The following is a 23,187-nucleotide window of genomic DNA, read 5'->3' as shown; positions in this document are numbered from 1 at the left end:
CTCTGTTCCCTTTACTTGCTAAGCCCTCAGCGTGATACTCTCTTTCGCTCTCCCAAGTGGACTCAGAGGCCCTTATTCCGCGAAAAATCCAACTTTTGCAGCATACGCGGACTCCAGGGCCGTTATCGATGGATATGCCACCAGAAAACACCTCGCAGAGAGACAATAAGCGCACCACAGTCCGCCTAGCCGCAAAAAACAATGTTTGTTTGAAAATAACGGCCCTCAGGTCCGCGAAGGAGCATGGAGCAGCAGACTTGGGTGGACTAAGACGGATTCGCTCTCTCTAAGGGCATATTTCCCAGGAGCAATACGCTGCACCTCCAATCCACCATATAAGGCCGCATCACTCACCTCCTCGCTCCCCCCATCAAGCATTCATCAACACCTGAATGCGCTCCACATCCTGGCTGAATTTCTTCGCCAGGCGGGCTTTGCCGAGGTTGGACTTCACGATCTTCTGCATCCGCTTGTCATCCGTTACTGCGAACTTGGCGAGCATGCGGAAGCCTTGCTCGGGGGCGCGTTCCACAAAAACGCTGAGTGCGTACTCCAGACCTTTGGAGAGGACACGGAATTCTTCAGCGCCGTAGCGGGTCTGTCCGGCGGCAATCTGGTCCAGGATCTGCTCAGACAGCTCCAGCGCATACAGGACATTGGCCTGTTCCTTCAACATCGGCGGGTGGGCCAGGGCAGCGACGAAGGCCCGCTGCTCCAGCGCGTTAGCTGTTCCTTTCATGCCGTCGAACAGTGCGCGGAGCACGCCGAAGTCCTGCTCCCCGATGCGCTGCAGCGCCATCGCTGCCGACTCGCGCATCCGCCAGCGGGCGTCATTCATCGCCGCCCGGCAGCGCTCCAGAATAGTCTCCTGGCGGGCAGGCTCCGCATAACGGTAATAGCTGCCCATCGCCTGGAGCGCGCAGAACGGCAGGAACTCGCGGGGATCGTCCGTCGGCGCTTCCGCCTCCGTCTTGCCGGTCCACTCCACAAGCAGCTCCCAGGCTTCGCTGGCCACCCAGTCCGATGCGAAAGCATCCGCGAAGGTGGAAGCCGCGCCCAGATTCGCCCGGGGTCCCGGCAGGTTCGACTCACCCATGAGACGCTGCTCCAGTTCCCCGAACCTCCCGGCCTCCTGAAGATCCTCATAGAAGACGTTTTTGGTTACTTTACTATTCATCTCAGTACCCCTCCATCATTTTGGAAAAGCCATCTTGATCTGCTCCTCGCAGAACTCCTTACATACATTGTTGCCCCAGAACAACCCGTGGAAACGCGTCAGCGCGATGGTGTCCTCGCGGATCTCGATCAGCCCTTCCTTCACGAACTTGTCGAACAGCTCGGGGAAATGCTCCTCCGGGAAGACGCCGAATTTGCGGCGGAACTGGTGGCGGTCAATCGCTGTACGGCGCAGGCCCATCGCCAGGAACTGGTTGGGCAGATCCTCTGCCTTCACTTCGTAGCCTAAAGCAATGGGCAGGTCACCGGATGTAATCTTTTTCACATATTCAGGGAGTGATTTCACATTCTGGTAGGCATACCCGCCCACGTCGCCGAACGCCCCCAGTCCGACAGAGAGCAAGTCCAGGTAATCGTCGAAATGCTTGCGGCTATACACATGATGGCCTCCCGGACGGACGAAATCATAAGTGGATTCCACCGAATAGCCCTGCGACTCCAGATAACGGCAAGCCTCCACATACATCTGTTGCTCCAGCTCAAGTCCGCCGCAGGCCGGAAGCTCGCCGCTGGCAATGCGCTTCGCCAGACCGAAGCCGGGAATGATCTTAAGCGGAAACAGCGTGACATGACCGATATCCAGCTCCACTACCTTCGCCAGATCCTCAAGCCATTCCTGCATCGTCTGGCCCGGCAGATTGTACATCAGGTCCAGGCTGACGTTCGAAATGCCCGCCTCTCTGGAATCCTGAATCGCCCGCAGGGAATCCTCACCGGTCTGAAGCAGCCCAAGACGTCTGCCCAGCTCATCGTTGAATGTCTGCACCCCGAGACTGATCCGGTTCACCCCAAGCGCCTGAAGCAGCTTCAGCTTGGCAGCGGTGAACGAGGCGGGATTGCCCTCGAATGTGATCTCTTCGATATTATGCACAGGAAGTGTAGCCTGTAGCTGCTCGAATAACGCTGTGATCTCTTCCTCGTCCAGCACGCTTGGCGTCCCGCCGCCGATATATAGCGCCTCCACTGAGCAATTGCGGATCTGCGGCGTCATCCCGTACATCTCCAGCTCGCGGAACAGTGCAGCCAGATAATCCTTGCGGGCTCCCTGCTCGTTGAACGCCTTGGGGTACGGGCAGAACGGGCAGATCGAGTCACAGAAGGGAATATGTACATAGACCAGCTTGGAGCTTGCCGCGGCTTGATTCAAGTTCATCAGAGACGGCAGCCGTTTGCTGTCCTCTGGCGACACCGGAGCGTTCCCCATGGGATAGTGCCCTATCCCGATCTCCCGGAACGGGTACACAGGCTTGTTCATTCTATCAAGTCCTTCCTCCAATTGAATTCATAAGCATATCTTTATAGATGTGGCGTGATGCGGACAGAGCATCAGTGAGCAGGTCAGCGCTGTAGTCCTTGGACTGGTAGTAGGCTGGAAAAAGCAAGTTATCCTCAGCCCGGATCACCTGCTCCTGTAGAGCGATATGGTAGAGTGCGGTGTGAGGGTAGACACGAATGCCTTGGCTGGCCAGAATATACACAGGGTTCATCTGATTGACCACCTGGACCGTCTCCTGCACCGTCTCCACATTCTCTCCCGGACCGCCGAACAGCAGCGATACCGAATAGGGAAGCTGATAGTGCTCCAGCAGGCGTCCCAGCGCAACCAGATGCTCCGGGGTGAACTGCTTGCCCATCCGCCGGAGCATCTGCCGTGAACCCGAGTCGGCCCCGATGTCCACGAAGCGGCAGCCGTTCTCCTTCAGCGAGCGGATCAATTCCTCCGTAACTTGAGCCGGGGTCAAGGCGCAGCTCCATTCCAGCGAGGGGCTTGTGCAGCCGATCAGCTTACAGAACTCCACCGTCTCCTCCACCTCATGATTGAACACACCATCTACAAAAGTAATATTATGCACCTGATAGTCATTCTCCAGGATCTTCATGTCTTCGCTGAATTGCTCCGCAGGAATCCGGCAGGCGCCGGCATTCATATAGCCCTCCGAGCAATAGATGCAGTGCCGGCTGCAGCCTCTGGAGGCCTGGTAGCCCATCGAGGCTTTTTTGATGCGGGGGTTCGGGATAAAATACTGCGGAGCGAACAGCGGCTTCGGCGGAATACGGCTGTACACCGGATGATAGACGGGATCTGCATTACGTACCGTGCCTGCCTCCGGGGCTTGCCCCCGATCGATCTCTCGGGCCAGCCGTACCGCTTCCGCTTCGCCCCCGCTCCCCTTGATGCCGTAATCCGCCCCCAGCTCCTTCACCAGCTCGCCCGGCATTACCAGCATTGCAGCCCCGCCAAGCAGTACCTTGGCTGAACTGCAGGTACGGCATACCTGCATGACTTGCTGTAAGAAAGAGAGATAGCTCTCCGGCTGCTGGATCACCTGATTATCGATGTTGCGCACCGAAAGGCAGATCAGATCCGCTCCGGTGACCCGCAGCTCCTCGCGGAGCGCCTCCAACGGCTCAGCCACAAAAGCCAGATCCAGAAAGCGTGCCTTAAATCCGGCAGCCGTGAGGGCCGAGTAGACCATCCCCGCCCCGACAGGCAGGACCGGCAGCGGCTTCAGCAGCGTATTCGTAGACACCACCAGTATTCTCATGCTTCACTCCACCCGCTCTTCCTCATTCAAATGAACATCCAGTCCGGGTTGCGCTCCCGGTACGGCGCACAGATACTGTTCGCCTGCTCCAGGCTCAGCTGCGGGGACATGAAGAATTTCGGATGAAGCAGCTCATCCGGCTCCGGCGAACCTGCATAGCTGTACATATCGGTGGACGGCAGAATACGGATGCCGAACAAGCCGAAGATGCGCTGCACCGCAAGCTCCTCCATCAGCTCCAGCGTCTCGTGCAGGGTCTCCGGCGTCTCCTCCGGCCCCCCGATCAGCAGGCAGAAGCTGAAGTCCAGCTCCTGATCGCGGCAGAGCTGGACCACCGACCGGATCTCGGCCTGCCGGAAGTTTTTCTTGAACGACCTGAGACAGATATCGCTGCCTGAATCAATGCCGAACTCCACCTCCGTACACCCGGCCTGCTTAAGCAGGCCGGCGAATTCTGCCGTGAAGAACCGCGGATTCAGAAAGCAGCCCCAGGATAACGGAAGTGTCCGCCCGATCAGCTCCCGGCAGATTTCTTCGGCATGCTCCAGGGGATAGTTGAACACACTGTCCACGAAATCAAATGAGCCGATGTCATACTGCACCACCATCTGCTCAATCTCATCAGCCACCCCCTTAGGCGACCGCAGGCGGACGGCCCGGCCCTCCAGTGACGGGTAAGCACAATAGGTACAGCTTAGCGCACAGCCCCTTTTGGTCAATACATTATGACGGACCCTACGATCCACATCATAGCTGTGCAGGAATCCGCTGCGGCTCGGAAAATACTCTTGATCCAGCTGCTCAGGAGCATACGGCGACCAGTAATTCCATTCCCCGGCCCTTGTCCTGAACATGAGCCCGCTTACTGCGGACGGCACCTGCCCCGCTTCCAGCTGGCTAAGCAGCTCCACGATACTGTCACAGCCGTCACCGACAATGCCGTAATCGGCTCCCGTCTCCTGCAGCCACTGCCTGGGCAGTAGCGAGAAGCCAGCCCCGCCCAGAATGATACCAGCCCTGCTATTCCATTCCCGCACCCAATCCACCATCAAGCAGACCTGATCCACGAAGCTCCGGGGATACTGCATGCAGCAATTATCCAGGTTACGGATCGACAAGCCGATGTAATCGGGCGCATAGGCGTTAAGGTAATTCGTAACGGCCTCCCGGGTGTACTCCAGCTGGGTCATGTCCAGCATGCCTGCCTCCCAGCCGGAAGCGACCAGACTGGCGTGAATATAGCTAAGACCCAGCGGGAATACAGGGGGCCGCTTCTCCGTATTCGCCGAGATCAGCAGCACTCTGCCCATACTCACTCCCCCTTAAGAAAAGTGAGTGCGGCAGCAGCTACGTCCTCGCCCGCCTCAAGAAACATAAAGTGTCCAGCGCCTGGAACCGAATGCATCCGGGAGTCCGGCAAATACCGGTTCAGCTCCAGGGCCTTGTGCAGCGGCGTAATCCGGTCCGCCTCCCCGGTAATAATCAGCGATCTCTGCCGGATGCCCTGAAGGATCGGCCGGAGATCGGGATGCTTGATCTGAATCATCAGACGGTGGGTCGCGGCAGGCAGCCGGGACCAGCCCTCCAGAATCTGATGCTGAACCTCTTCATGCCCCTCGGTGAAAAAATACGGAACCGCCGCCGCATTCGTCTGCCGCACAGCCTCCGGCGTAATCTCTTCCCCGTGCTCCGGCCGCTTGAACGGAACCGCGAAGGTGGCGGCGGCCCCCATCAGCACCAGCTTCTTCACCCGGTCCGGCTCACGGGCGGACAGCAGCAGCGCAAGCGTGCTGCCCAGGGAATGCCCGATGATCGAGACCTGCTTCAGCCCCTGCTCATCCAGCAGCCTGAGAATATCATCAACCATGTCCTCCAGGGTGAAGGCCGGACCGGCGTATTCCGATTGGCCGTGTCCGCGCAGGTCCGCGCGGAGCACCTGGTAATGAGGCTCCAGTGCCCGGGCCAGGTCCCCGAAGACGAGCGAAGAGTCCCGGTTGCCGTGCAGACACAGCACGGCCTCCCCGGCGCCCTGCCGGCTATAAAATAAAGGTATCCCCTTAGTCTTCAGCATATAGTGTGTATCCTCCCTTGAACTTCCCGGCCGGGCCGCTCATACGACAGCTTCCTCCAGATAGTCCACGACCCGGTCTATATCCCGGCCGTCTGCTTCCTCGACTGCAAACAACCGCCACTCCCCGGGGCTTCTGCCTACCAGAATAGCCGGCTGTCCAGGCGCCAGGGTGCAGCGTGAGGCCAGCTTATCCTCCCAGTCATAGTAGAGCATGAAGCCGGGAACGGTCTGGCTCGTCTTCTCCTTCACGAATTCATGCGTGATGAAGTGGGGCAGCTGCCCCACTCTTGCAATCAGCGCACAGTCTGCGCTCCCGCCGAACTGCTGCTCCAGCTGTTCCAGCAGCGGCCCGCAGCGGAGGCTGGCCTGCTGATCACCGATAACGAAGATGCGCGGCTGAATCGAAGCCAGTTCACCGAGTGTAACCTCCTCATCCCGGACGTCCTGCACAGTGAAGGCAGACCAGACTTCAGCCTGCACCCCGCGTTCCTGGCTCGGCTCCATAGCATCCTGCCCCCCGCTTCCCTGCCCTTGCCCTGCCCCCGACTGCCCGGGAAGGTCGAAGTAAGAGAAGCCCAAGGAGGAGGCCACCCGCATCCCGACCGCCCGGGCCATCATCTTCGCCTCTTCTGCTTCTTCAATCGGCTTGCTCCAGGAGCGCTTGCGGATGCCCGGCTGGCCGTCATATTCAATCAGGCTGATGCCCGCGCTGGCAATCATCGACAGCTTGATCGCCGTGAAGCAGGGCATCAGCGAGGCCAGCGCCCATTCATGCCCGGGTCCCGCTGCGACAACAATCTGTCCGGCGACCTTGCCCTTGAACGCCTTACCCTTCACTCCAGCCACCCGGTCATAATTGTAGTACTCGAAGTCCAGATCCTCGTCACTGCACGGCTCGCAGCGGTCGATCCAGTTCTTCCAGACGGCCGGAAGCGAGAGCGCATAGACCGGGGAGGCGAAGACGAACCCGTCCGCCTCCTTCAGCTTGTCGTACAGCTCTGTCAATTGATCCTCCGGGTCCTTCAGCAGGTGGCAGTGCTTGCCGTTCATGCAGTTGCCGCAGCCGTCACAAGGCAGAATGTTGTAATCATTCAGCCGCAGCAGCTCCGTCTGCACCCCCTGCTCCGCTGCCGCTTCAAGCGCAACGGAGAGCAGATATTCGCTGGAGCTGTGATGCTTCTTCATGGACCCGGCAAGCCCGATGATCTTCTTCATCCGGCTGCCTCCTCTAAGTCCAGCTCAGCCGTATCGAAGCCCAGCGCCCGCAGATCGCTAAGCGCGAACATCCGGAAGTCTGCCGGGGTGCACAGTACATTGGCCTTGGCGACATCCTGCCGTAAGACCTGGGCACTTCCCCGGGCAGCCGCCAGCTCCTCGGCCTTCTTCCGGATCTCAGGCCCGGCCATATCGCGGATGAACTCAGGCTTACGCCCAATGACCGCACCCAGAAGACTCTCGCCCTCCGCGCTCCAGACCGCCTTCGCCCCGGCCGCTGACTCGAAGAAGCTTCCCGATGCGAGCGCCGCGAACAGCTGCTCGAATTCCTTCAGCGCTTCATCTCCGGGCTTCGCCATGGATACGGTCCGGCTGGCCCATTCGGCACAGTAGCCGCACTTGTCACAGTCCATCCGGTCGCAGCGCTTCGAGCGGAAGCCCTCCAGAAAGCCCTCCAGACTCTCATTGTCGATGCTGGCCTGGAAGCTGAACAGCAGGCGGTAGACCTGTCTCATTTTGTCAGACGGTGCGAAATCCTCCTTGATGTTCTTGGAGAAGTTCGGCATTTCGAAGTCGGCCTCCGCCATCCGTGAATTGAGCAGGCTGAGCAGGTTCCCCTCATACTTCCGCTCGGAGTAGGACTGCGCAGTAGCCGCAATCTTCTCCGTGGTCTTCATCCGCTCGGTCAGCTTGAACTTGTGGTAGCCCAGCTCTTCATAGACATACATGTCCTCCGGGCGAATCCACTGCGACTTCAGCAGCTCCTCCGGGTGTTGGAGCTTACGCTCCGTACAGCGCAGCATATAATAATCCAGCGCGAAGCCTTCGGTCACATGGTTGCACTGCGAGGCGTGGCTCTGAAAATTCGCATGATTATGGCGCATCGGGCAATCCAGCATACAGTCATTGGTCGCAATGAGCTGATAGTCGCAGCGGGTATTCTTCCGCAGGCTCTCCAGGAAGGCGAAGTCACGGTTCCGGCTCTCGGGCAGGGTAATCTCGCTGACGCCTTTTTCCTCGAAATATTGGGCTTGTCTGAGCGTGTTCACATTGGCAAAGGTAGACAGGCTGATCTTCACATCCGGCAGCGCGGTGCGCACCATGTCAATCAGCATCGGGAGCGATACCGTCACATATTCCGGCTGCAGCGTGCCGATCCATTCCAGCAGCTCGCGCAGGCGGTAATGGAAATCCTTCGTGGTCTCCAGGTTATCCAGGCAGGTAGCGTTCAGCAGATAATTGAACTTGAACCCGTAGGCATGCAGCAGCTTCACATGCTCCTCCACCCTCGCCCGGTCTATGGTTGGCAGTGCAAAGGTTGGTCTTCCGCCGCCCACCAGATCAGAGGACAGCTTGCCGTAGAAAACATCCACATGCGAATCCTTCAGCAGGATGGGCAACCGGTCATCAAAGTTCGTGCCGACAGACAGCTTCATCCCTTCAGCTCCTCTCCGGCAGCCTCAGCCGGCTTTTGTCCGCGTGCCAGCTTCACACGGCTCTCGAAGGTCTGCTGGTTCGCTTCCGAGAAGAACTCCTTGCAGACGTTGTTGCCCCAGACAATACCTCTCGCGGACAGGCGGATCTCATGCTCATCCGTTTCCAGCAGGCCTTTGGCCACCAGCTCATCGATCGTCTTACCGAAGACCTCCTCCGGCTGGAATCCGAACATGCCGGTGAAATCCTTCCGCTTCACGGACAGCATCCGCAGGCCCTTGGCCATCATCCCGTGCATCGCTTCCAGATCATCCGCCGGACTGGCAATGAAGACGGACAAGAACTGCTGCTGGAGCCGGTCACTGTACTCCTGAATATCCCCCTGGTTGATATACATCAGCTTGTTGACGTACCCGAAGGCCGCCGGACCGTGCGCGAACAGATCCTTCTGCTGGGTATAGTACAAGAGGACATGCCGGTCCTCGAAGCCCGGCTTGGCGAAATCCCACACGCTGTACTGGACATAGCCTTCTTCCTGAAGCAGCCGCTTGGCTTCCAGATACATATCCACTTCCAGCTCGACACTGCCGGTTGGCGGAATCTTGCCTTCCTTGATCATTTTGAACAGTGCCGTGAAGGGTACTACACACAGAGAGAAGACCGTGATATGGTCGATGCCGAGCCGCACCGCTGTTCGCACATCTTCCAGCCACTCCTCCATGGTCTGCTCAGGCAGGTTATACATCAGATCAATCCCGATGTTCTCGAAGCCCGCCTCCTTCGCTTCCTCCAGCACCTCGAAGGCCCGCCGGGAATCATGGCTCATCCGCAGATGATGCCCCATCTTGTCGTTGAAGGTCTGGATGCCGATGCTGATCCGGTTCGCCCCCTGGGCGCGGATGGCCTGCATTTTCTCCAGCGTCAAGGTTGCCGGACTGCCTTCAAAAGAGATCTGTGCATCCGGTGTCACCCGGTAATTCGCTTGGACACTCTTCAGCATCTCCACCATCCGTTCAGCCGACAGAGCCGAAGGCGTCCCGCCCCCGAACGTCACCGCGCTGATCGTGGACTGCGAACCGTACGGGGAAGAGGCATAGATGCCGATTTCGGCTTTGACGGCCTCCATGTACTGCTCCACCTGCTTTTCCTGATAGGCCATCTTGTTGAAGGGGCAGAAGATGCAGACCGAGGCGCAGAAGGGAACATGGACATAGACTGCGCCGACATTATGCGCCGGAGGCTGGTCACCAAGGCCCATTGTTCCGTAAATATCAGCCGGGGTAACCTCGGTCACAGGATTGGGATAGTGGGACACACAGATAGGATCTCTATGGGGATAGACGTTGTAGAAGGATTCACGGGTTGTGGTCTTAACGGCCATGATGAACACCCCGCTTGGCTTCCACAGCCGACAATGCCGCAGCAAGGCCCGAGGAGACCGCCTCAATCCCTGCCACCGGCAGACAATTCATCACGGTCTCTGTCACTTCCTCCGCGCTCGCACCCAGCTCATAAGCCTTCAGCGCATGCAGCCGGATGCCGTAGGTAGAACGGTCTGTAACTACGCAAGCCAGCCGGATCAATTCCCGCACCTTAGGCTCAAGCGTCCCCGTATCCTCAATCGACTTGCACATGCTATCAAAAGCGGCCCCTACCTGCGGATTAACTCTCATCAACATATCGCTCATCAGCTATACCCTCCTTATGATTGAACCGATTGTACCGATTGCACCGGGCGTCCCTTAGCCAGCTTCATCCGGTGCTGCAGCCCGTAATCCGCATATTTCGCGGAGAAAAATTGCTTGCTCACATTGTTGCCCCATATAATGCCGTCCTCAGTCAGCCGAATCCCTTCCGCATCCTGAATCAGCAGCCCATCCTGCACCAGACGTTCGATCGTCTCCGGGAACAGCTCCTCCGGCTCTTGCCCGAACATCTTCACGAACCCGGCACGGTTCACGGAAAGCATCCGCAGCCCCTTGGCCATGGCCCCGTGCGCCAGCTCCCGCTCGTCGGCCTTCTCCCCGCAATTGACCGGCAGCAGCCCATCCTGCACGCGGGTCATATATTCATTCAGATTGCCGCTGTTGATATACATGTAGCCGTTAATGATGCCAAAAGCAGCTGCGCCGATCCCGATCATATGCGCCTGCTCCGAGAAGTACAGGGTGGCGTGCCGGTCCGTCTTGCCCGGCTTGGCGAAATCAATGACGCTGTACTGCTCATACCCCGCCTCCAGCAGCATCTCCTTGGCGATGGTATACAGCTCAATCTCCCGGTAGACATCCCCGATCCCCGGAATCTTCCCTTCCGCTATACGCGAAGCAATCTGCGTATGCGGCACCACACAGAAGGAAATCACACAGATATGGTCAATCTCCTGCTCGATGGAGGTGAGAATATCCGCCCGCCATTGATCTAGCGTCTGACCCGGCAGATTGTACATCAGATCAATGCCGACATTCTCAATACCGCTGTTACGCGCATTCTTCACTAATGCGAACGAATCCTCGACACTGTGATACAGTCCCAGTACCTCGGCAAGCTCCTCATGGAAGGTCTGCACGCCCACGCTGATCCGGTTCAATCCCTGCAAAGCCAAGGTCTCCAGCTTGTCCGCCGTGAAATTCCGGGGGTTGCCTTCGATGAAGATCATGGCCTCCTCTTCCACGCGGAAGGACTGCTTCATGTATTGCAGGAGTCCGGTCAGCTCCTCCGAGGACAGGCAGGAGGGTGTCCCGCCGCCCAGATTAATGGAGGAGACCGTAATACTGCTGCCAAACGGCGTAGCCGCATAGCTGTCCATCTCCTGCCGGACAGCGGCCAGGTAGCGGTCCACCTGATCCTGCCGCTTCAGATAACGGTTGAACGGGCAGAACGAGCAGGTCGCATCGCAAAAGGGAATATGCAGATACAGCGCTACCGGCGTATCCTTGGTATTCACCTGATCCAGCTCCATCAGCGACCGGACCTCAGGCTCTGTGTGCTGTGAGACAGGCACCGGATAATGCGAGACGCAGATCGAATCTCTCTCCTTGAACATTTCAACGTATGGCTTCGCATTATTCATATGGAGCGGTCTCCCTTCATTTGGATTGCAGCATCCGGCCTGCATATGGAGAATCTTCGGACGGATCCACTGGGATGCGGCGGATTTCCATAGTCATCTGGTTGCGCATATCCGGGCAAGCCGAGTGTACAATATTGCCCTCCGGGTCCCACGGCAGCTTCGCATCCATGTTCAGCGCCAGCAGCATCGGGAAGACCGCATGAAAGGCCGTTCCGCAGAGATTGCCTGCGTTCAGCGGGGAGACCTTCATGACATCCCCTTCCTTATGCCCTGCCCGGCAATGCCCTTTAACGCCTGTTACCTTGAGTTCAAATTCATAATTCATCCCTAATTCCTCCTCATATAATATGTGATTCGTTTCACTTGCACTGAAATGCGCTACTCGATAATCGCTACTGCCCGTACCCAGGCCGCACCGGCCTGCCTGATCTTGATCGGAAAGCAAGCCACCTTGAACCCGTACGGTACCGGAATCTGCTCCAGATTCGCCAGGCGCTCCATGTGGCAATACGTCTGTTCTCTGCCCCAGAAGTGAGCGGGGAACAGATAGGCGTTATCCCCGGTCCGCTTATAATCACTGATCATATGCTTGAACGGACGGTCGAACCCGTAGCTGTCGATGCCCATCAGTCTGATACCTTGGCCGGTCAGGAACGCCGTAGCCTCCTTGCTCATGCCCGGGTAATCCGTAAGATACCGGGGGGTTCCCCAGTGCCGGTCCGCACCTGTACGGATCAGCACAATATCCAGCGGCTTCAGCGTATATCCAATCCGCTCAAGCGCCTGCACTATATCCTGCTTCTCAATAGCTTCACCCGCTTGGATATGGGTGAAATCCAGCACCACCCCGTCGCCGAAGCACCACTCCAGCGGCACCTCGTCAATGGATGCTGCCGGCTCTCCCTCACTCCTGGAGCCGAAATGCAGGGGGGCATCGAAGTGGGTTCCGGTATGGGTGGACGCGGTGATCATCTCCATGTTCAGGAACTCTTCGCCCGGGAAGTCCTTCCGGCTCCCGTCGAATTGACGGGCGAAGCGGTCCGCGCCCTCCTGATGGCCGGTCTGCTCGAACCCGTACGGGGCCAGCTCCCCCGGATTCTGCTCCATAGGCACGCTTAAATCAATGAACTGAACTGCCAAAGTTCTCACCTACTTCATAATTCTGAGTGCGTTGCGTCCCAGGATGTTCTGGACATCCTCCCGCTTGATCTCCTTCACCCCCATCATCAGCTTCATGGGCAGCGGGATCACTACCTTTTGCATGTAATTCAACACCTCGGCGATGTTCGGGGTAACCGTCCAGTCCGAGCCCCAGAGAATCTTGTGGCTGCCGCAGACCGAGATCATCTTGGCCAGCTCCATCCGGAACACCTTCGGATTATTGTGAATCAGGATATTGGCTACCGCCGTGATCGTCACATACATATTGTCGTGTCTGCCGACCATGTAATAGCACAGGTCATTCCAGGGATGGCCCATATGCTCCACAATCAACGTCAGGTCCGGAAAATCCACAGCAACATCATCGAGCAGAATCGGGTAATTATGCTTCATCCGAAAAATACTGCCCGGCGTAATCCCGGTATGCACGCTGACCGGAACGCCCAGCTCGCTGCACCGCTCATACAGCGGATACAGCAAATCCCGGTCATTCAGGACGAAGCCCCCGTAATCATTGGGGTTCAGCTTGAAGCCCTGCATGCCCAGCGTCTTAATGGCATAATCCAGCTCCGCCAGCGCCTCCTTCCCCTTATAGGGATTGACGCTGGCGAAGCCGCGCAGCTTGTCGGGGTGGGCGCGGACCGCCTCGGCAATTTTCTCATTGGACAGCACCTCATAGCCATAGACATCCTCGAAGCTCAGCTGATGAACCCAGCTCATGGCGATCTGATTCTCGTCCATACAAGCAAGGTAATCCTCCAGCATATTGTTCTCGTCCACGAAGCCGTCTCCGCCAGCGCCCACCATCTTTTTCAGATATTGCAGGTCATCGAAGCCCTTCTGCTTCTTGTAATCCGGGACGGTCCCGGCCGCGGCCAGGCTAAGCTCCAGGCTCTTATTCTCCTTGACGGCGAAATGGGCATGGGTATCTACAATCACAAGATCACTCTTCACGTTTGTCTTCTCACCACTTTGCTTAGAATTGGTATTGCCTAGAAGGGAGGTCAGACCTCTCTGTGCCCGATCTCCGGCCTGGGGGCCAGCGGCGCTGTAGCGAAGACCAGCTCCAGCTCGCCCGGACCCTCATTGACTACCCGGTGCCGCTCACCCCTCCGCGCAATGAACAGGCTATTCTCCCGGATGGCATGCGGAATATCCTCGATGAACGCCGTTCCCCGGCCCCGGACGACGTAGACATTCTCTTCGCCGTAATCATGAAGATGCTCCTTGATCTCTTCTCCCGGCTGGAGCAGGACATGGCCCATGATCAGCTGGGTGGACCCGACTGTCGCCGGACTCGCCAGCACGCGCATCTGTCCTCCTCTGGAATGAACCACCGGCACTTCATCCATATGGACCACTGTTTTCGTGTAGACCTGGTTCATACTGCACCCCTTATCCCGCAGATTTATATTCGGTGACGCCAGCTTTTTCCTTCTTGCCAAGGCTCAGTGAGATCAGCAGCGTCAGCACCATCAGCCCTGCGGCCACCAGATAGCTCGGATGCGTTCCGATCCGGCTGTAGAAGAATCCGCCAAGCGTGGACCCCAGCGCAATCCCGACCCCCTGAAGGGTCCGGAAGGTTCCCAAGGCCGCGCCCATCTCCATCGGATTAATCTTAATGACCTTATCCGTAATAATCGTGTTGACCAGGGTAATAATCGGCCCTTCCGTAAGCCCGATCAGGGCATATCCGAAGGTTAGCAGCCAAGGATTGAAGTCAAGTGCATACAGCAGCACAAGCGCTCCTACACAGATCGACTGGGCCCAGATCAGCGGTGCATGTCTGCCTACCTTGTCTGAGATCCAGCCAACGAAGACTGCTCCGAACGAGGCTACTGCTTCATACGGAATGAAGAGCAGGCTGAGCAGCACCAGGGAGATATTCTGTTCCTTAGCCGCGAACGGCACCAGGAAGGTGGTGAACACCCCCACCATGAAGCACAGAGTTCCGACAATACCCGCCAGCAGAATTTCGCGGACGCCCAGCCATTTGAAGGAGCTTTTGAAGGCTTGCCCGATGCTTCTGCTTGTATTCTTGACCCCGGTCTCCCTCAGCAGCACCGTGGTAACCAGCGTGGACAGCAGCAGCAGTGAAGCCAGCACCGCGAAGGAGGTATGCCAGCCGAAATAATTGCTCAGCAGGCCGCTAAGCACATACCCCAGCACCGACCCGGCGCCAATCGCCCCGGACACAATACCCATCGCTCTGCCCCGTTCCTCGGGCTTGCACACATCCATCACCACCGCGAAGATCGGCGTGGACACGAACCCTCTGGCGAAGCCGAACAGCAGCCATCCAGCCGTGAACAGCAGCACTCCGTGGGATGCAGCCACCATGAATACGGCCACTGCCGATAATGCCATGGAGGCGATAATAATCTTCTTCCGCCCGTACCGGTCTGCGAACACGCCGGACGGAATGGACAGAAAGGTCATCACCAGCGAGGCAATGCCCGCTATGGTTCCAATCTCACCGGAGGTCATGCCGAGATCACTGCTGATCAGGGGTGCGATCGGGAAGATGCTGACCATAATAGAGAATACAAGCAGAATGTTGATGGCCAAAAGTGTGAATATTTTGTTGTTGCTCATGTGATTCGTCCTCCTCACAGTCATTGACTGCTCTCAATAATGATGAATGCAGCAGCATAATCACCGTGATGACTAATGCTTACGTGGATGCTCTCCTGCTGCTGTATATAAGACTCCAGTCTTCGGCTGCGGACCAGATAGGGCTGGCCGCTGGGAAGGTTGAGGAACTCCAGCTCATTCCAGTCCAGCTCACAGTTCATCCCGGTGCCGATGGCCTTCAGCAGCGCTTCTTTGGCGGCGAATCTGCCGGCAAGGAAGTGTTCGGCCTGTCTTTTTTTACAAGCGAACAGCTCCCTCTCTTCCATTGAATAGTACTGCTGGATGAAGAGTTCACCGCACTTGGCCAGCATCTGCTCCACGAAGCTGATACTGACCAGATCCATGCCGATCCCTCTTATCATGCCTTCAAGGCAACGGCTTCGATCACTTGGGCTACAGAATAAGTCTTAAGCACCCTACTCTCAATGAAGATGCCAAACGCCTTCGCAAGTGCTGTAGAGACCAGCGCCAGCTCTGTTGAATCCAGGGCCAAATCGTCATAGAGCCGCGATGATTCGATAATCTCATCCTCAATGCCAATATCCTCAATGATTGCTTTTACCTTCTCGAATACCATTAGATACACCCTTCCTTTAGAGTTAATGGGCTTTACGCTTCTTGCTTTACAATTCATGGTTCACAACCAGTGCCGAAGAGACACCCCCCCTCCCTCTGGACAGAATCAGCGAAGACTCCACAGCGGTCCGGCGGCTGATCCCCGGCACGAAGTTCAAGCCATTGTCCTGAACCGATTCTGCCAGATACGGAAGGCCGGGCAGCTCCCCGTGATTCATAGCCAGCACGCTCAGTGCGACATCGAACGCCCCTGCCGCTCCAATCGTGTTGCCGAAGACGGTCTTGGGGCAGCCCGCCCACTTGGCTTCTGTACTACTGCCGAACACCTCCTGAATGGCCGAGCATTCAATTCCGTCTTCACGGGCGGAGGCGGCCCCATCCAGCGACAGATAGCCGATCCGCTCCGGCTGCGTCTCCGAATGCCCGATCGCCAGCCGGATCGCCCTGGCACACTGCGCTATACTCTCCTCAGGCGGAGCGGCAGCCTGGCCGTCATTCGTGAAGCCGAAGCCCTGGATGCTCGCCCGCACCCGGCGGGACGCCTCGCGCTTCTGAAGGCTGCGCTCTGATTCCAGGCAGAGAAACGCGGCTCCTTCAGCCAGGGCCATCCCGCTGCGCCCCTCCACGAACGGCCGGTATGCCGTCTGCGGGCGGTCCGCACTCAGATTCAGCAGCCCCTCCGTGTTATAGAAGGACAGCGCCCACGGATCGAGCGGCGTCTCAGCTCCGCCCACAATTGCCGCATCGATGATCCCGCTGCGGATGGCTCTGGCCGCATACGCAATGGCGAGCAGCCCGCTGCTCCGGTCGGCGATCACCGTCTTGCTGTAGCCCTTGATATCGAAGGCCAGGGACATATGCCCTTGTGCCGCCGCCGGGAACCAGTTGCTCGCCAGATTCGGGTCAATGAAGGGCGCCCCTTCGGTATGCAGGACACGCAGACCGTTCCGCGCACTCTCCCAGCCCCCCGAGTTGTTGCCGACGAAGATCCCGATCCGCTCGCGGCTCATCTGATCAAGCTCCCAGTGCGCATCATCCATGGCATCCTTCGCAGCCAGGATCGACATGACAGAGAAGCGGGAGCATTTCTTGAGCAGACGCTTCGAGATGACCTGCTCCGGCTCCATCCCGCTGACTTGTCCAGCGAAGGGGGGCGCGGTACCAGTCGTACCCTCAAGCTGGAGCGGAGTCATATAATTACGGCCGCTCAGGAGGCCCTCCCAGAAGGCCCCGGCACTATTCCCGCACGGCCCCACCATCCCTACTCCGGTTACGAATACTGTATTCTTCATAGGCTGCACATCCATTGTTCAGTCTGAAGCTTGCCTGCCCGATTGCTGTATTCGTTCGCGGCCAGAATCATCGCGGAGTGAATCCCGGAGAATCCGCTGGCATTGGTCAGAATATGGTACAGGTCGCGCTGGATCGCCTCTTTCGGCACATAATTCAAATCACAGGCCGGGTCCGGCTCGTCCAGGTTGGCGGTTGGCGGGATATAGCCCTCGTTCAAGGCCAGCAGGCAATGCACAATTTCAATGGCGCTCGCTGCCGAGAGCGGATGGCCTACCATGGATTTCGTGGAGCTGATCGGGATGGAGTAGGCGAGCTCTCCGAACGTTCTTTTATAAGCGGCGGTCTCAAAAGCATCATTCTGCGGAGTCGAGCTTCCATGTGCGTTGATATATTGAATGTCCTCCGCTGTCAGGCCCGCGTGGCCCAGCGCCTCGTTCATCGTCAGACTGAGCGCATCCCCATCCTGTGGCAGATCGGTCATATGAAAAGCGTTATTCGTACTGGCGAATCCGGTCACCTCGCCATAGATCGGCGCCTGCCGCCGGAGCGCATGCTCCAGCTCCTCCAGCACAACGACGGCACACCCCTCGCTGAGAACGAAGCCGCTGCGGTTCTTCTCAAAAGGTCTCGAAGCCCGCTGCGGGTCATCGTTGAACCTGGAGGTCAACGCACCGATGGCATCGAAGGAGGATATGGTCATGGAGCTGACCGGTGCTTCCGCTGCGCCGCAGATCATGACGTCATGTTCCCCGGCTGTAATCGACTCATAGCCATATCCGACAGCATCAATGCCGCCCGTGCAGCCTGTGGACATGACCAGTGCCTCTCCCTGAAGCCCGAACTCATGCGCCACTTCGAAGGCAATATAAGAGAACATGCCTTTGCGGTACAAATCCTCCTGACAGAGTCCATGATCAATCGGCCCCTGCCCGCCTTCCGTCATCCGCAGGAAGGTCTGCTCCGAGAACGGGGTGTCGGCAATCGCATTGGCGATGCAGACCCCGGAACGCTCCCGCAGCTCCTTCGTGAACGCAAGCCCCGCATCGGCAACCGCCCTTATCGCGGCGTTGACCGCCAGAATACCCGGCCGCCCCATACCTGCCCGCTGCCCTTCATCGGCCGTCCGGCCCAAATGCTCGAACTGCGGTATTGTGCCAGTAACGCGGCTTTTCAACGCCATATGCTCATAGCCCTGCAAGCGGTCATATCCCACCTTGCCCTGCAGGCTGTTCCTCCAGAACTGCTCCAGCGTATTCCCCAGCGGGGTAAGCAGCCCCATGCCAGTGATCACGACTCTTTTTTTTGTCACATTCTCCATATAAGCCCTCAGCTCCGAACCGTTTGCTTCTCGATATTGTGCTTGATCGCCGTCATCTGCTCCTTGGTCGTGCGGTTCAGATGCGCTTCCACCTGCTCCCCGGTCAGCCCGCTTGCCGGATCAACCTCGAATTCCTGAATCCAGGTCATATACGTCCCTTCGTCCTGCTCCTCATAGAGCCATTCGAGATTCATATGCTTGAACGGCAGCAGCGGCGCCAGACGTCTGGCCGTAATCCGGAAGTTCGGCCGGTCCAGCCAGCGTTCAGATTCCCACGTGCGCGAAGGCCGGTTCCCCTCGGGATGTGTCGTCAGCTCAAACCGGATGTAGGCGTCCCCCTGCTCCAGCACCCGCGTCTCCTTGTATTCCGTGAATAAATCTGTCCAGTGCGCAATATCATTCGTCCGCTCAAATACGGTGATCCGGTCTGCGTGAATCCAGATACTGTTCTGAATCGTTGCCACTCCATCTGCCTCCCCATTCGTATTAATGACATCGTAACGCCTACGCCCGAAAGGGGACATAACCCGGCTGTTAAACTTGCGTTAATTTACAGTTATTGTTGATTTATGGGAGTTTACGGAAGAGTAGAATCTATGTGTTTCCCGGGCACAAAAAAAAGACCTGACAGAACTCTGTCAGATCAATGGATTCACCGAATATCCGATTCCCCGGCGAAACAGGATAATGTCGCTTCTTCCGGAGATGATCTCGATTTTGTGCCTCAGCTTGTATACGTACTGCCTTACAATCTCAGGGGAAGTATACCTGTCCCATAACTGGTGCAGAATCTGCTCGGTAGGGATGTACTGGCCTTGGCATTCCAGCAGCAGCTCCAGGAGTTCGAACTCTTTACAGGTAAGCTCAATGACGAATTCTCCGACCTTCAGGGATTTGGAGTGCAGATGAAGGGCGATATCCTTGATTTGTCTGGTGTGGTGTGTGTGAGGGGCCAGTCCTTCGTCGAACCAGCAGCGCAACCGGCTGAACAATTCCTCCTGGAAGCCGTTGCGCTCGAAGCCGCTGATGTACATATGATTGGAAGGAAAAGGGACAGGGGTACCCTGCGCGCTGATCTCCTCTACAATGAAGAATATTCTCAGCGTAAGCATCTGTTGCAGGTACTGCATCGTGTGAATGAAGCCCGGGTTGAAGTCAGGGGTGCTGATCACAACACCATCCAGCTGTAGGCCTTCCTTCACAATATCGACCAGCGCCTCAAGCTCCTTGAAATGCAATACCTTACAACCGTACTCCTGTGCAAAAAAAGAATGAACAATTTTAAACCTGCAATCCTCACAAGGCTCTGTGGAATCTGCACAACACACCAGCGCAACACGCATGAACTTCTCTCCAATCCCATTCTTCTCAAACAAGCTTGGTTTCCCAAGATTACATTTTCTATAATATAGTATTTTTTGGGATATAAAAGGAAAAATATCATAGCTTCTTTCTTAAAAAATGAACAAAAAAGGGCCGCGCATTTTCGCTACGGTCCTCTGTTTTACGGACAACCCTCTATCTGCATTACTTCTCCGCTGTTTCTACCCCCTCTGCCTGCTTAGCTACAGGGTAGTCGAAGCGTAGACGAAGCGCTACCAAGGCCGCCAGCATCAAAATCAAACCGGATAGCATATAGACAAAGATAAGCGAGCTTTGCGCCACCAGCATACCAGAAAGTCCTGTCCCGATCAGCGTGCACCCGGTAAAAATTGGAGTGATGAGGCCATTAATCCGTCCGATATATTCAGCTCGAACCAAAGTCAGCATATACGTGCCAATTACAGTCTGCGTCAAAGCCAGGAACAAACCGGTAATCAGCCGCATCCCGCCTGTTAGAATGGGCCAGACCGACCATACTTCAATCATCGTCCCCGCCCCGAGCAAAATCAAACCGGCGAAAACCACCCCTTTGCCCTTAAGGCGACCGGACAGGCTGGCGGCGATTATTGCCCCGATCAGGAGGCCCAAGCCGGACAAGGCGGTAAACCACTGCAAGTCTGCTTCTGCCAATCCCAGCCGCTCCGTAACCAGAAAGATGTCAAGCGGAGCGGTCAGACCGGCTCCCAGAGCAAGGACGCCAAACATCACCATCAACACCTTCAAGTTGGCATGTTCCAACAGGTAGAGCAGTCCTCCGCGTAAATCGTTGACCACAGCCTGCACTGACAACCTTTCCATGGAGCGCGGTGAATCCGGCAGGAAGAGCAAAAAACAAGCGGAAAGCGCAAAGATTACCAGCAGGCTGCTCAAGGAAACCATAACTCCGAAGGTGTAGTAAACAAAGGTGCCGAGGATGGGGCCCAGAATGATAAACAGCGAGCTGACCATCTGGGTCATCGCCATGGCAGCCGTCAACTCTTGTTCAGGAACATGGGTTTTAAGCAATTTGGCCGAGGATGGCTGGGAGAACTGCGACACAATCGCGGAGATCATCGTCACAATAAAAACCGCCTGCCAGTATCCCCATGCCACCACAAATAAAATTGGCACAATGGAGAGAAAGCTTAGAACATCGCCCCAGATCATGGTGCGCTTGGGGCGCCAGCGGTCAGCCAGCACACCGCCCACCAGGGAAAATAAGAAAATCGGCGCGTATTCCACCACCGTAAGCAAGGACACAGCCACCGGGTCACCCTGCGTCTGCTGCACCACATAATAGAGCAAAGCCATATTGCGCACCCAAATCCCCACCTGCTGCAGCACATCCGAGGCCATTACCAGCAGAAATACCCGATTTCGCAACAATTCTTTCATCGTATTACCTCCTTTTTCGATAAAACTGACCGTTCGGTTTAATAATTGTCAAATGAAGCGGACCTGCCCGAGAACTGCGGTTCAACGACTCGAACAGGCTGCGCTTCATTCATTTCTTCTTAATTCCCTCTAATAACAGAGCCACCGCTTCTTGCGTATGCTGGTGCATCCCGTCTTTGGGGAACACTTGGGGATACAGCGTCAAGCCGCTTAACATACTGGTGAATAACACAGCCAGCCGGCTCGAGTCCGCCATAGTAAAAACCTGCTGCTCCATCCCCTCCCGGAAGATCTCGGTAAATACTTCAATCTGCACCATTGAGATCTCAATCAGCCGCTGATGTATCTCCTGGTAACCCTCCTGCATATTCATGGAGAACTCTTCAGCCACCTTCGTCAGAGGACTCTGGAAGCTGTTCACAAAATGCAAGCTTGCTCCCATTAGTCTGCTTCCGACCTCCGGAAATTGGCGGCGAATCTCAGACCACTCCTCCACCCATTCGCGGTTGATTTTTTCGACCATACTCACAAACAAATCATCTTTGCTGGAAAAATGGTAATAAATGCTGCCCTTGCTGACCCCGGTGTGCTTGACGATATCCTCCATCGAGGTGGCGGCATATCCCTTCTGCACAAAAAGCTCCAACGCCTGGTCTAGGATCATACTCCGCTTTACCGAACCTTTTGGTGTACTCATTTCACTCCTCCTAAAAAACCGACTGTTCGGTTTAATTATATGGGTTCATATTTGGGAATGCAAGCATGATTATTATACGGAGTGCGACAGCGGAGAAAAGAGCATAACCCATGCTATCTCCGGATTAATTTTTTGCTTTTCTCATAAAAATCCTACGAAGTGCATCCGTCTCGATTTTCTTTCCCAATGATGATTAGTTGCCTTCTTATGCTATAATCGTTGACCAAGAGGGCTGGTTACACGAACTCAAAAGGAAAGGAAGATGCGAAATGGAACATTTCGTTTTGAATAACGGAGTCCAGATGCCGAAGGTGGGTCTGGGTGTGTATAACATCAAAGACAATAATGAAGACGCTCTAGTATGGGCGCTTCAAAACGGGTACCGGCATCTGGATACGGCGGCAGCTTACCGCAACGAGGAATTGATAGCCAGGGCTATTCAGAAATCGGGTGTCCCTCGAAGCGAGCTCTTTATTACGACCAAAGTATGGAGTACGGACCTGGGGCGAAAGACCCGTAAAGCTTTTGAAGCCAGCCTTCAGAAGCTCCAAACGGATTATGTCGATCTCTACCTGATCCACTGGCCGGCCAAGCACTATCTGGAAAGCTGGCATGTCCTTGAGTCTTTATACAAAGAGGGCAAGATCCGGGCGATCGGGGTATCTAATTTTGAGCAGGAGCATCTGGATAAGGTCATGAAGCAGGGGACGATTGTCCCCGCAGTGAATCAAATTCAGACGAACCCGCTGCTCCAGCAAGGGGCGCTTCATGACTATATGAGCAAGCACGGTATCCAGCATGTCGCGTGGAGCCCTTTTGGACACGGTAACCAGGAGATGCTTACCCACCCTGTACTCACCGAAATGGCAGCCAAATATGATAAAACAGCGGCGCAAGTCATCCTGAGGTGGAATCTGGAGCGGGATATCGCTGTGATTCCGAAGTCGGTTACTCCTGCCAGGCTGAAACAGAATCTGGAGCTGTTTGATTTCTCCCTGTCGGACGAAGAGATGAAGAGAATCGCAACCCTGGATCAGAATAAAAGAGGATTTACCGATCCGCAAAATAAATTGTACCTGTGGTCCACCCGGTTTATCCCGTTGTCCTAAGTTTTTTCGTATTATTTTCCGGACAACTGCAACTTTTCGCGGTAAAGAACCATCTGAGTATATAGAGGTG

The 23,187-nt window shown here is 56.3% G+C and carries 24 protein-coding genes; 1 reads left to right on the top strand and 23 read right to left on the bottom strand.

All coding sequences use genetic code 11. From position 1 onward, the window contains the following. Positions 1-370: 370 nt before the first annotated feature. The 23 genes from MKY86_RS04365 to MKY86_RS04255 all read right to left on the bottom strand — a co-directional run bounded on the left by MKY86_RS04365 (position 371) and on the right by MKY86_RS04255 (position 22,008). Positions 371-1,177 carry a hypothetical protein gene (locus MKY86_RS04365; RefSeq protein WP_076079604.1) on the bottom strand — a complete coding sequence of 269 codons (807 nt, stop codon included), beginning with the start codon at positions 1,175-1,177 and terminating at the stop codon, positions 371-373. A 15-nt stretch (positions 1,178-1,192) separates the two neighbouring features. After that, positions 1,193-2,491, bottom strand: a complete 1,299-nt coding sequence (hemW, locus tag MKY86_RS04360) for a radical SAM family heme chaperone HemW (RefSeq protein ID WP_076079603.1) — start codon at positions 2,489-2,491, stop codon at positions 1,193-1,195. Between the two features lie 4 nt (positions 2,492-2,495). Next, on the bottom strand, positions 2,496-3,782 hold the full coding sequence (locus MKY86_RS04355; RefSeq protein ID WP_076079602.1) for a B12-binding domain-containing radical SAM protein: 1,287 nt from the start codon (positions 3,780-3,782) through the stop codon (positions 2,496-2,498). 26 nt (positions 3,783-3,808) lie between these two features. Then, on the bottom strand, positions 3,809-5,092 hold the full coding sequence (locus MKY86_RS04350; protein ID WP_076079601.1) for a B12-binding domain-containing radical SAM protein: 1,284 nt from the start codon (positions 5,090-5,092) through the stop codon (positions 3,809-3,811). A gap of 2 nt (positions 5,093-5,094) precedes the next feature. Next, a complete protein-coding gene (locus MKY86_RS04345) occupies positions 5,095-5,853 on the bottom strand; it encodes an alpha/beta fold hydrolase (protein WP_076079600.1) in 759 nt (252 codons plus the stop codon). A gap of 39 nt (positions 5,854-5,892) precedes the next feature. Beyond that, on the bottom strand, positions 5,893-7,068 hold the full coding sequence (locus MKY86_RS04340; RefSeq protein ID WP_076079599.1) for a flavodoxin family protein: 1,176 nt from the start codon (positions 7,066-7,068) through the stop codon (positions 5,893-5,895). Next, entirely contained in the window at positions 7,065-8,504 is a 1,440-nt protein-coding gene (locus MKY86_RS04335; RefSeq protein WP_076079598.1) for a U32 family peptidase, read from the bottom strand. The genes MKY86_RS04340 and MKY86_RS04335 overlap by 4 nt, the downstream gene beginning before the upstream one ends. Then, the gene (hemW, locus tag MKY86_RS04330) at positions 8,501-9,883 is read right to left on the bottom strand and encodes a radical SAM family heme chaperone HemW (protein ID WP_076079597.1); all 1,383 of its coding nucleotides are present in this window, start codon (positions 9,881-9,883) and stop codon (positions 8,501-8,503) included. The genes MKY86_RS04335 and hemW (MKY86_RS04330) overlap by 4 nt, the downstream gene beginning before the upstream one ends. After that, the gene (locus MKY86_RS04325) at positions 9,873-10,190 is read right to left on the bottom strand and encodes a carboxymuconolactone decarboxylase family protein (RefSeq protein ID WP_076079596.1); all 318 of its coding nucleotides are present in this window, start codon (positions 10,188-10,190) and stop codon (positions 9,873-9,875) included. Before MKY86_RS04325 ends, hemW (MKY86_RS04330) begins: the two co-directional genes overlap by 11 nt. 14 nt (positions 10,191-10,204) lie before the next feature. After that, positions 10,205-11,572 carry a radical SAM family heme chaperone HemW gene (hemW, locus tag MKY86_RS04320; RefSeq protein ID WP_076079595.1) on the bottom strand — a complete coding sequence of 456 codons (1,368 nt, stop codon included), beginning with the start codon at positions 11,570-11,572 and terminating at the stop codon, positions 10,205-10,207. A 16-nt stretch (positions 11,573-11,588) separates the two neighbouring features. Beyond that, complete coding sequence (locus tag MKY86_RS04315; RefSeq protein ID WP_076079594.1) at positions 11,589-11,897, bottom strand: TIGR04076 family protein; 309 nt, start codon at positions 11,895-11,897, stop codon at positions 11,589-11,591. Between the two features lie 53 nt (positions 11,898-11,950). Then, entirely contained in the window at positions 11,951-12,712 is a 762-nt protein-coding gene (locus MKY86_RS04310) for a cyclase family protein (protein ID WP_340826313.1), read from the bottom strand. A 9-nt stretch (positions 12,713-12,721) separates the two neighbouring features. After that, positions 12,722-13,687: an amidohydrolase family protein gene (locus tag MKY86_RS04305; protein ID WP_076079592.1), complete on the bottom strand. Its 966-nt coding sequence runs from the start codon at positions 13,685-13,687 to the stop codon at positions 12,722-12,724. Between the two features lie 50 nt (positions 13,688-13,737). Continuing rightward, positions 13,738-14,118, bottom strand: coding sequence for a cupin domain-containing protein (locus MKY86_RS04300; RefSeq protein WP_036723287.1), 381 nt, complete (start codon positions 14,116-14,118; stop codon positions 13,738-13,740). A 10-nt stretch (positions 14,119-14,128) separates the two neighbouring features. Continuing rightward, positions 14,129-15,328 (bottom strand): MFS transporter, encoded by a 1,200-nt coding sequence (locus MKY86_RS04295; protein WP_076079591.1) that lies wholly within the window; start codon positions 15,326-15,328, stop codon positions 14,129-14,131. 20 nt (positions 15,329-15,348) lie between these two features. Further along, complete coding sequence (gene acpS, locus MKY86_RS04290; protein ID WP_445669891.1) at positions 15,349-15,711, bottom strand: holo-ACP synthase; 363 nt, start codon at positions 15,709-15,711, stop codon at positions 15,349-15,351. 14 nt (positions 15,712-15,725) lie between these two features. Further along, positions 15,726-15,944: a phosphopantetheine-binding protein gene (locus MKY86_RS04285; protein ID WP_036723283.1), complete on the bottom strand. Its 219-nt coding sequence runs from the start codon at positions 15,942-15,944 to the stop codon at positions 15,726-15,728. Between the two features lie 46 nt (positions 15,945-15,990). Further along, positions 15,991-17,235 (bottom strand): beta-ketoacyl-[acyl-carrier-protein] synthase family protein, encoded by a 1,245-nt coding sequence (locus tag MKY86_RS04280; RefSeq protein ID WP_076079589.1) that lies wholly within the window; start codon positions 17,233-17,235, stop codon positions 15,991-15,993. Further along, positions 17,232-18,554, bottom strand: a complete 1,323-nt coding sequence (locus tag MKY86_RS04275) for a beta-ketoacyl-[acyl-carrier-protein] synthase family protein (protein WP_076079588.1) — start codon at positions 18,552-18,554, stop codon at positions 17,232-17,234. The genes MKY86_RS04280 and MKY86_RS04275 overlap by 4 nt, the downstream gene beginning before the upstream one ends. An 8-nt stretch (positions 18,555-18,562) precedes the next feature. After that, positions 18,563-19,018, bottom strand: a complete 456-nt coding sequence (locus MKY86_RS04270; RefSeq protein ID WP_076079587.1) for an SRPBCC family protein — start codon at positions 19,016-19,018, stop codon at positions 18,563-18,565. Positions 19,019-19,192: 174 nt separating this feature from the next. Continuing rightward, entirely contained in the window at positions 19,193-19,792 is a 600-nt protein-coding gene (locus tag MKY86_RS04265; protein ID WP_076079586.1) for a winged helix-turn-helix domain-containing protein, read from the bottom strand. Positions 19,793-20,081: 289 nt separating this feature from the next. Beyond that, positions 20,082-21,311 carry an MFS transporter gene (locus MKY86_RS04260; RefSeq protein ID WP_076079585.1) on the bottom strand — a complete coding sequence of 410 codons (1,230 nt, stop codon included), beginning with the start codon at positions 21,309-21,311 and terminating at the stop codon, positions 20,082-20,084. A gap of 109 nt (positions 21,312-21,420) precedes the next feature. After that, positions 21,421-22,008 carry a TetR/AcrR family transcriptional regulator gene (locus MKY86_RS04255; protein ID WP_076079584.1) on the bottom strand — a complete coding sequence of 196 codons (588 nt, stop codon included), beginning with the start codon at positions 22,006-22,008 and terminating at the stop codon, positions 21,421-21,423. A gap of 269 nt (positions 22,009-22,277) precedes the next feature. Here MKY86_RS04255 and MKY86_RS04250 point away from each other — a divergent pair, with 269 nt between their 5' ends. Continuing rightward, positions 22,278-23,117, top strand: coding sequence for an aldo/keto reductase (locus tag MKY86_RS04250; RefSeq protein WP_076079583.1), 840 nt, complete (start codon positions 22,278-22,280; stop codon positions 23,115-23,117). The last annotated feature ends 70 nt before the right edge of the window (positions 23,118-23,187 follow it).

Source organism: Paenibacillus sp. FSL R7-0333 (assembly GCF_038000365.1).
GTDB lineage: Bacteria > Bacillota > Bacilli > Paenibacillales > Paenibacillaceae > Paenibacillus_AQ > Paenibacillus_AQ silagei.
The sequence above is the reverse complement of the archived record's forward strand: the minus strand, read 5'-3'. Positions and strand labels throughout refer to the sequence as shown.

Coding starts and splice junctions, on each gene's coding strand:
- MKY86_RS04280 (WP_076079589.1), bottom strand. CDS start 17,235: ATGAAGAATACAGTATTCGTAACCGGAGTAGGGATGGTGGGGCCGTGC.
- hemW (WP_076079603.1), bottom strand. CDS start 2,491: ATGAACAAGCCTGTGTACCCGTTCCGGGAGATCGGGATAGGGCACTAT.
- MKY86_RS04355 (WP_076079602.1), bottom strand. CDS start 3,782: ATGAGAATACTGGTGGTGTCTACGAATACGCTGCTGAAGCCGCTGCCG.
- MKY86_RS04275 (WP_076079588.1), bottom strand. CDS start 18,554: ATGGAGAATGTGACAAAAAAAAGAGTCGTGATCACTGGCATGGGGCTG.
- MKY86_RS04365 (WP_076079604.1), bottom strand. CDS start 1,177: ATGAATAGTAAAGTAACCAAAAACGTCTTCTATGAGGATCTTCAGGAG.
- MKY86_RS04285 (WP_036723283.1), bottom strand. CDS start 15,944: ATGGTATTCGAGAAGGTAAAAGCAATCATTGAGGATATTGGCATTGAG.
- MKY86_RS04340 (WP_076079599.1), bottom strand. CDS start 7,068: ATGAAGAAGATCATCGGGCTTGCCGGGTCCATGAAGAAGCATCACAGC.
- MKY86_RS04315 (WP_076079594.1), bottom strand. CDS start 11,897: ATGAATTATGAATTTGAACTCAAGGTAACAGGCGTTAAAGGGCATTGC.
- MKY86_RS04350 (WP_076079601.1), bottom strand. CDS start 5,092: ATGGGCAGAGTGCTGCTGATCTCGGCGAATACGGAGAAGCGGCCCCCT.
- MKY86_RS04300 (WP_036723287.1), bottom strand. CDS start 14,118: ATGAACCAGGTCTACACGAAAACAGTGGTCCATATGGATGAAGTGCCG.
- MKY86_RS04260 (WP_076079585.1), bottom strand. CDS start 21,311: ATGAAAGAATTGTTGCGAAATCGGGTATTTCTGCTGGTAATGGCCTCG.
- hemW (WP_076079597.1), bottom strand. CDS start 9,883: ATGGCCGTTAAGACCACAACCCGTGAATCCTTCTACAACGTCTATCCC.
- MKY86_RS04250 (WP_076079583.1), top strand. CDS start 22,278: ATGGAACATTTCGTTTTGAATAACGGAGTCCAGATGCCGAAGGTGGGT.
- hemW (WP_076079595.1), bottom strand. CDS start 11,572: ATGAATAATGCGAAGCCATACGTTGAAATGTTCAAGGAGAGAGATTCG.
- MKY86_RS04345 (WP_076079600.1), bottom strand. CDS start 5,853: ATGCTGAAGACTAAGGGGATACCTTTATTTTATAGCCGGCAGGGCGCC.
- acpS (WP_445669891.1), bottom strand. CDS start 15,711: ATGGATCTGGTCAGTATCAGCTTCGTGGAGCAGATGCTGGCCAAGTGC.
- MKY86_RS04295 (WP_076079591.1), bottom strand. CDS start 15,328: ATGAGCAACAACAAAATATTCACACTTTTGGCCATCAACATTCTGCTT.
- MKY86_RS04255 (WP_076079584.1), bottom strand. CDS start 22,008: ATGAGTACACCAAAAGGTTCGGTAAAGCGGAGTATGATCCTAGACCAG.
- MKY86_RS04325 (WP_076079596.1), bottom strand. CDS start 10,190: ATGAGCGATATGTTGATGAGAGTTAATCCGCAGGTAGGGGCCGCTTTT.
- MKY86_RS04335 (WP_076079598.1), bottom strand. CDS start 8,504: ATGAAGCTGTCTGTCGGCACGAACTTTGATGACCGGTTGCCCATCCTG.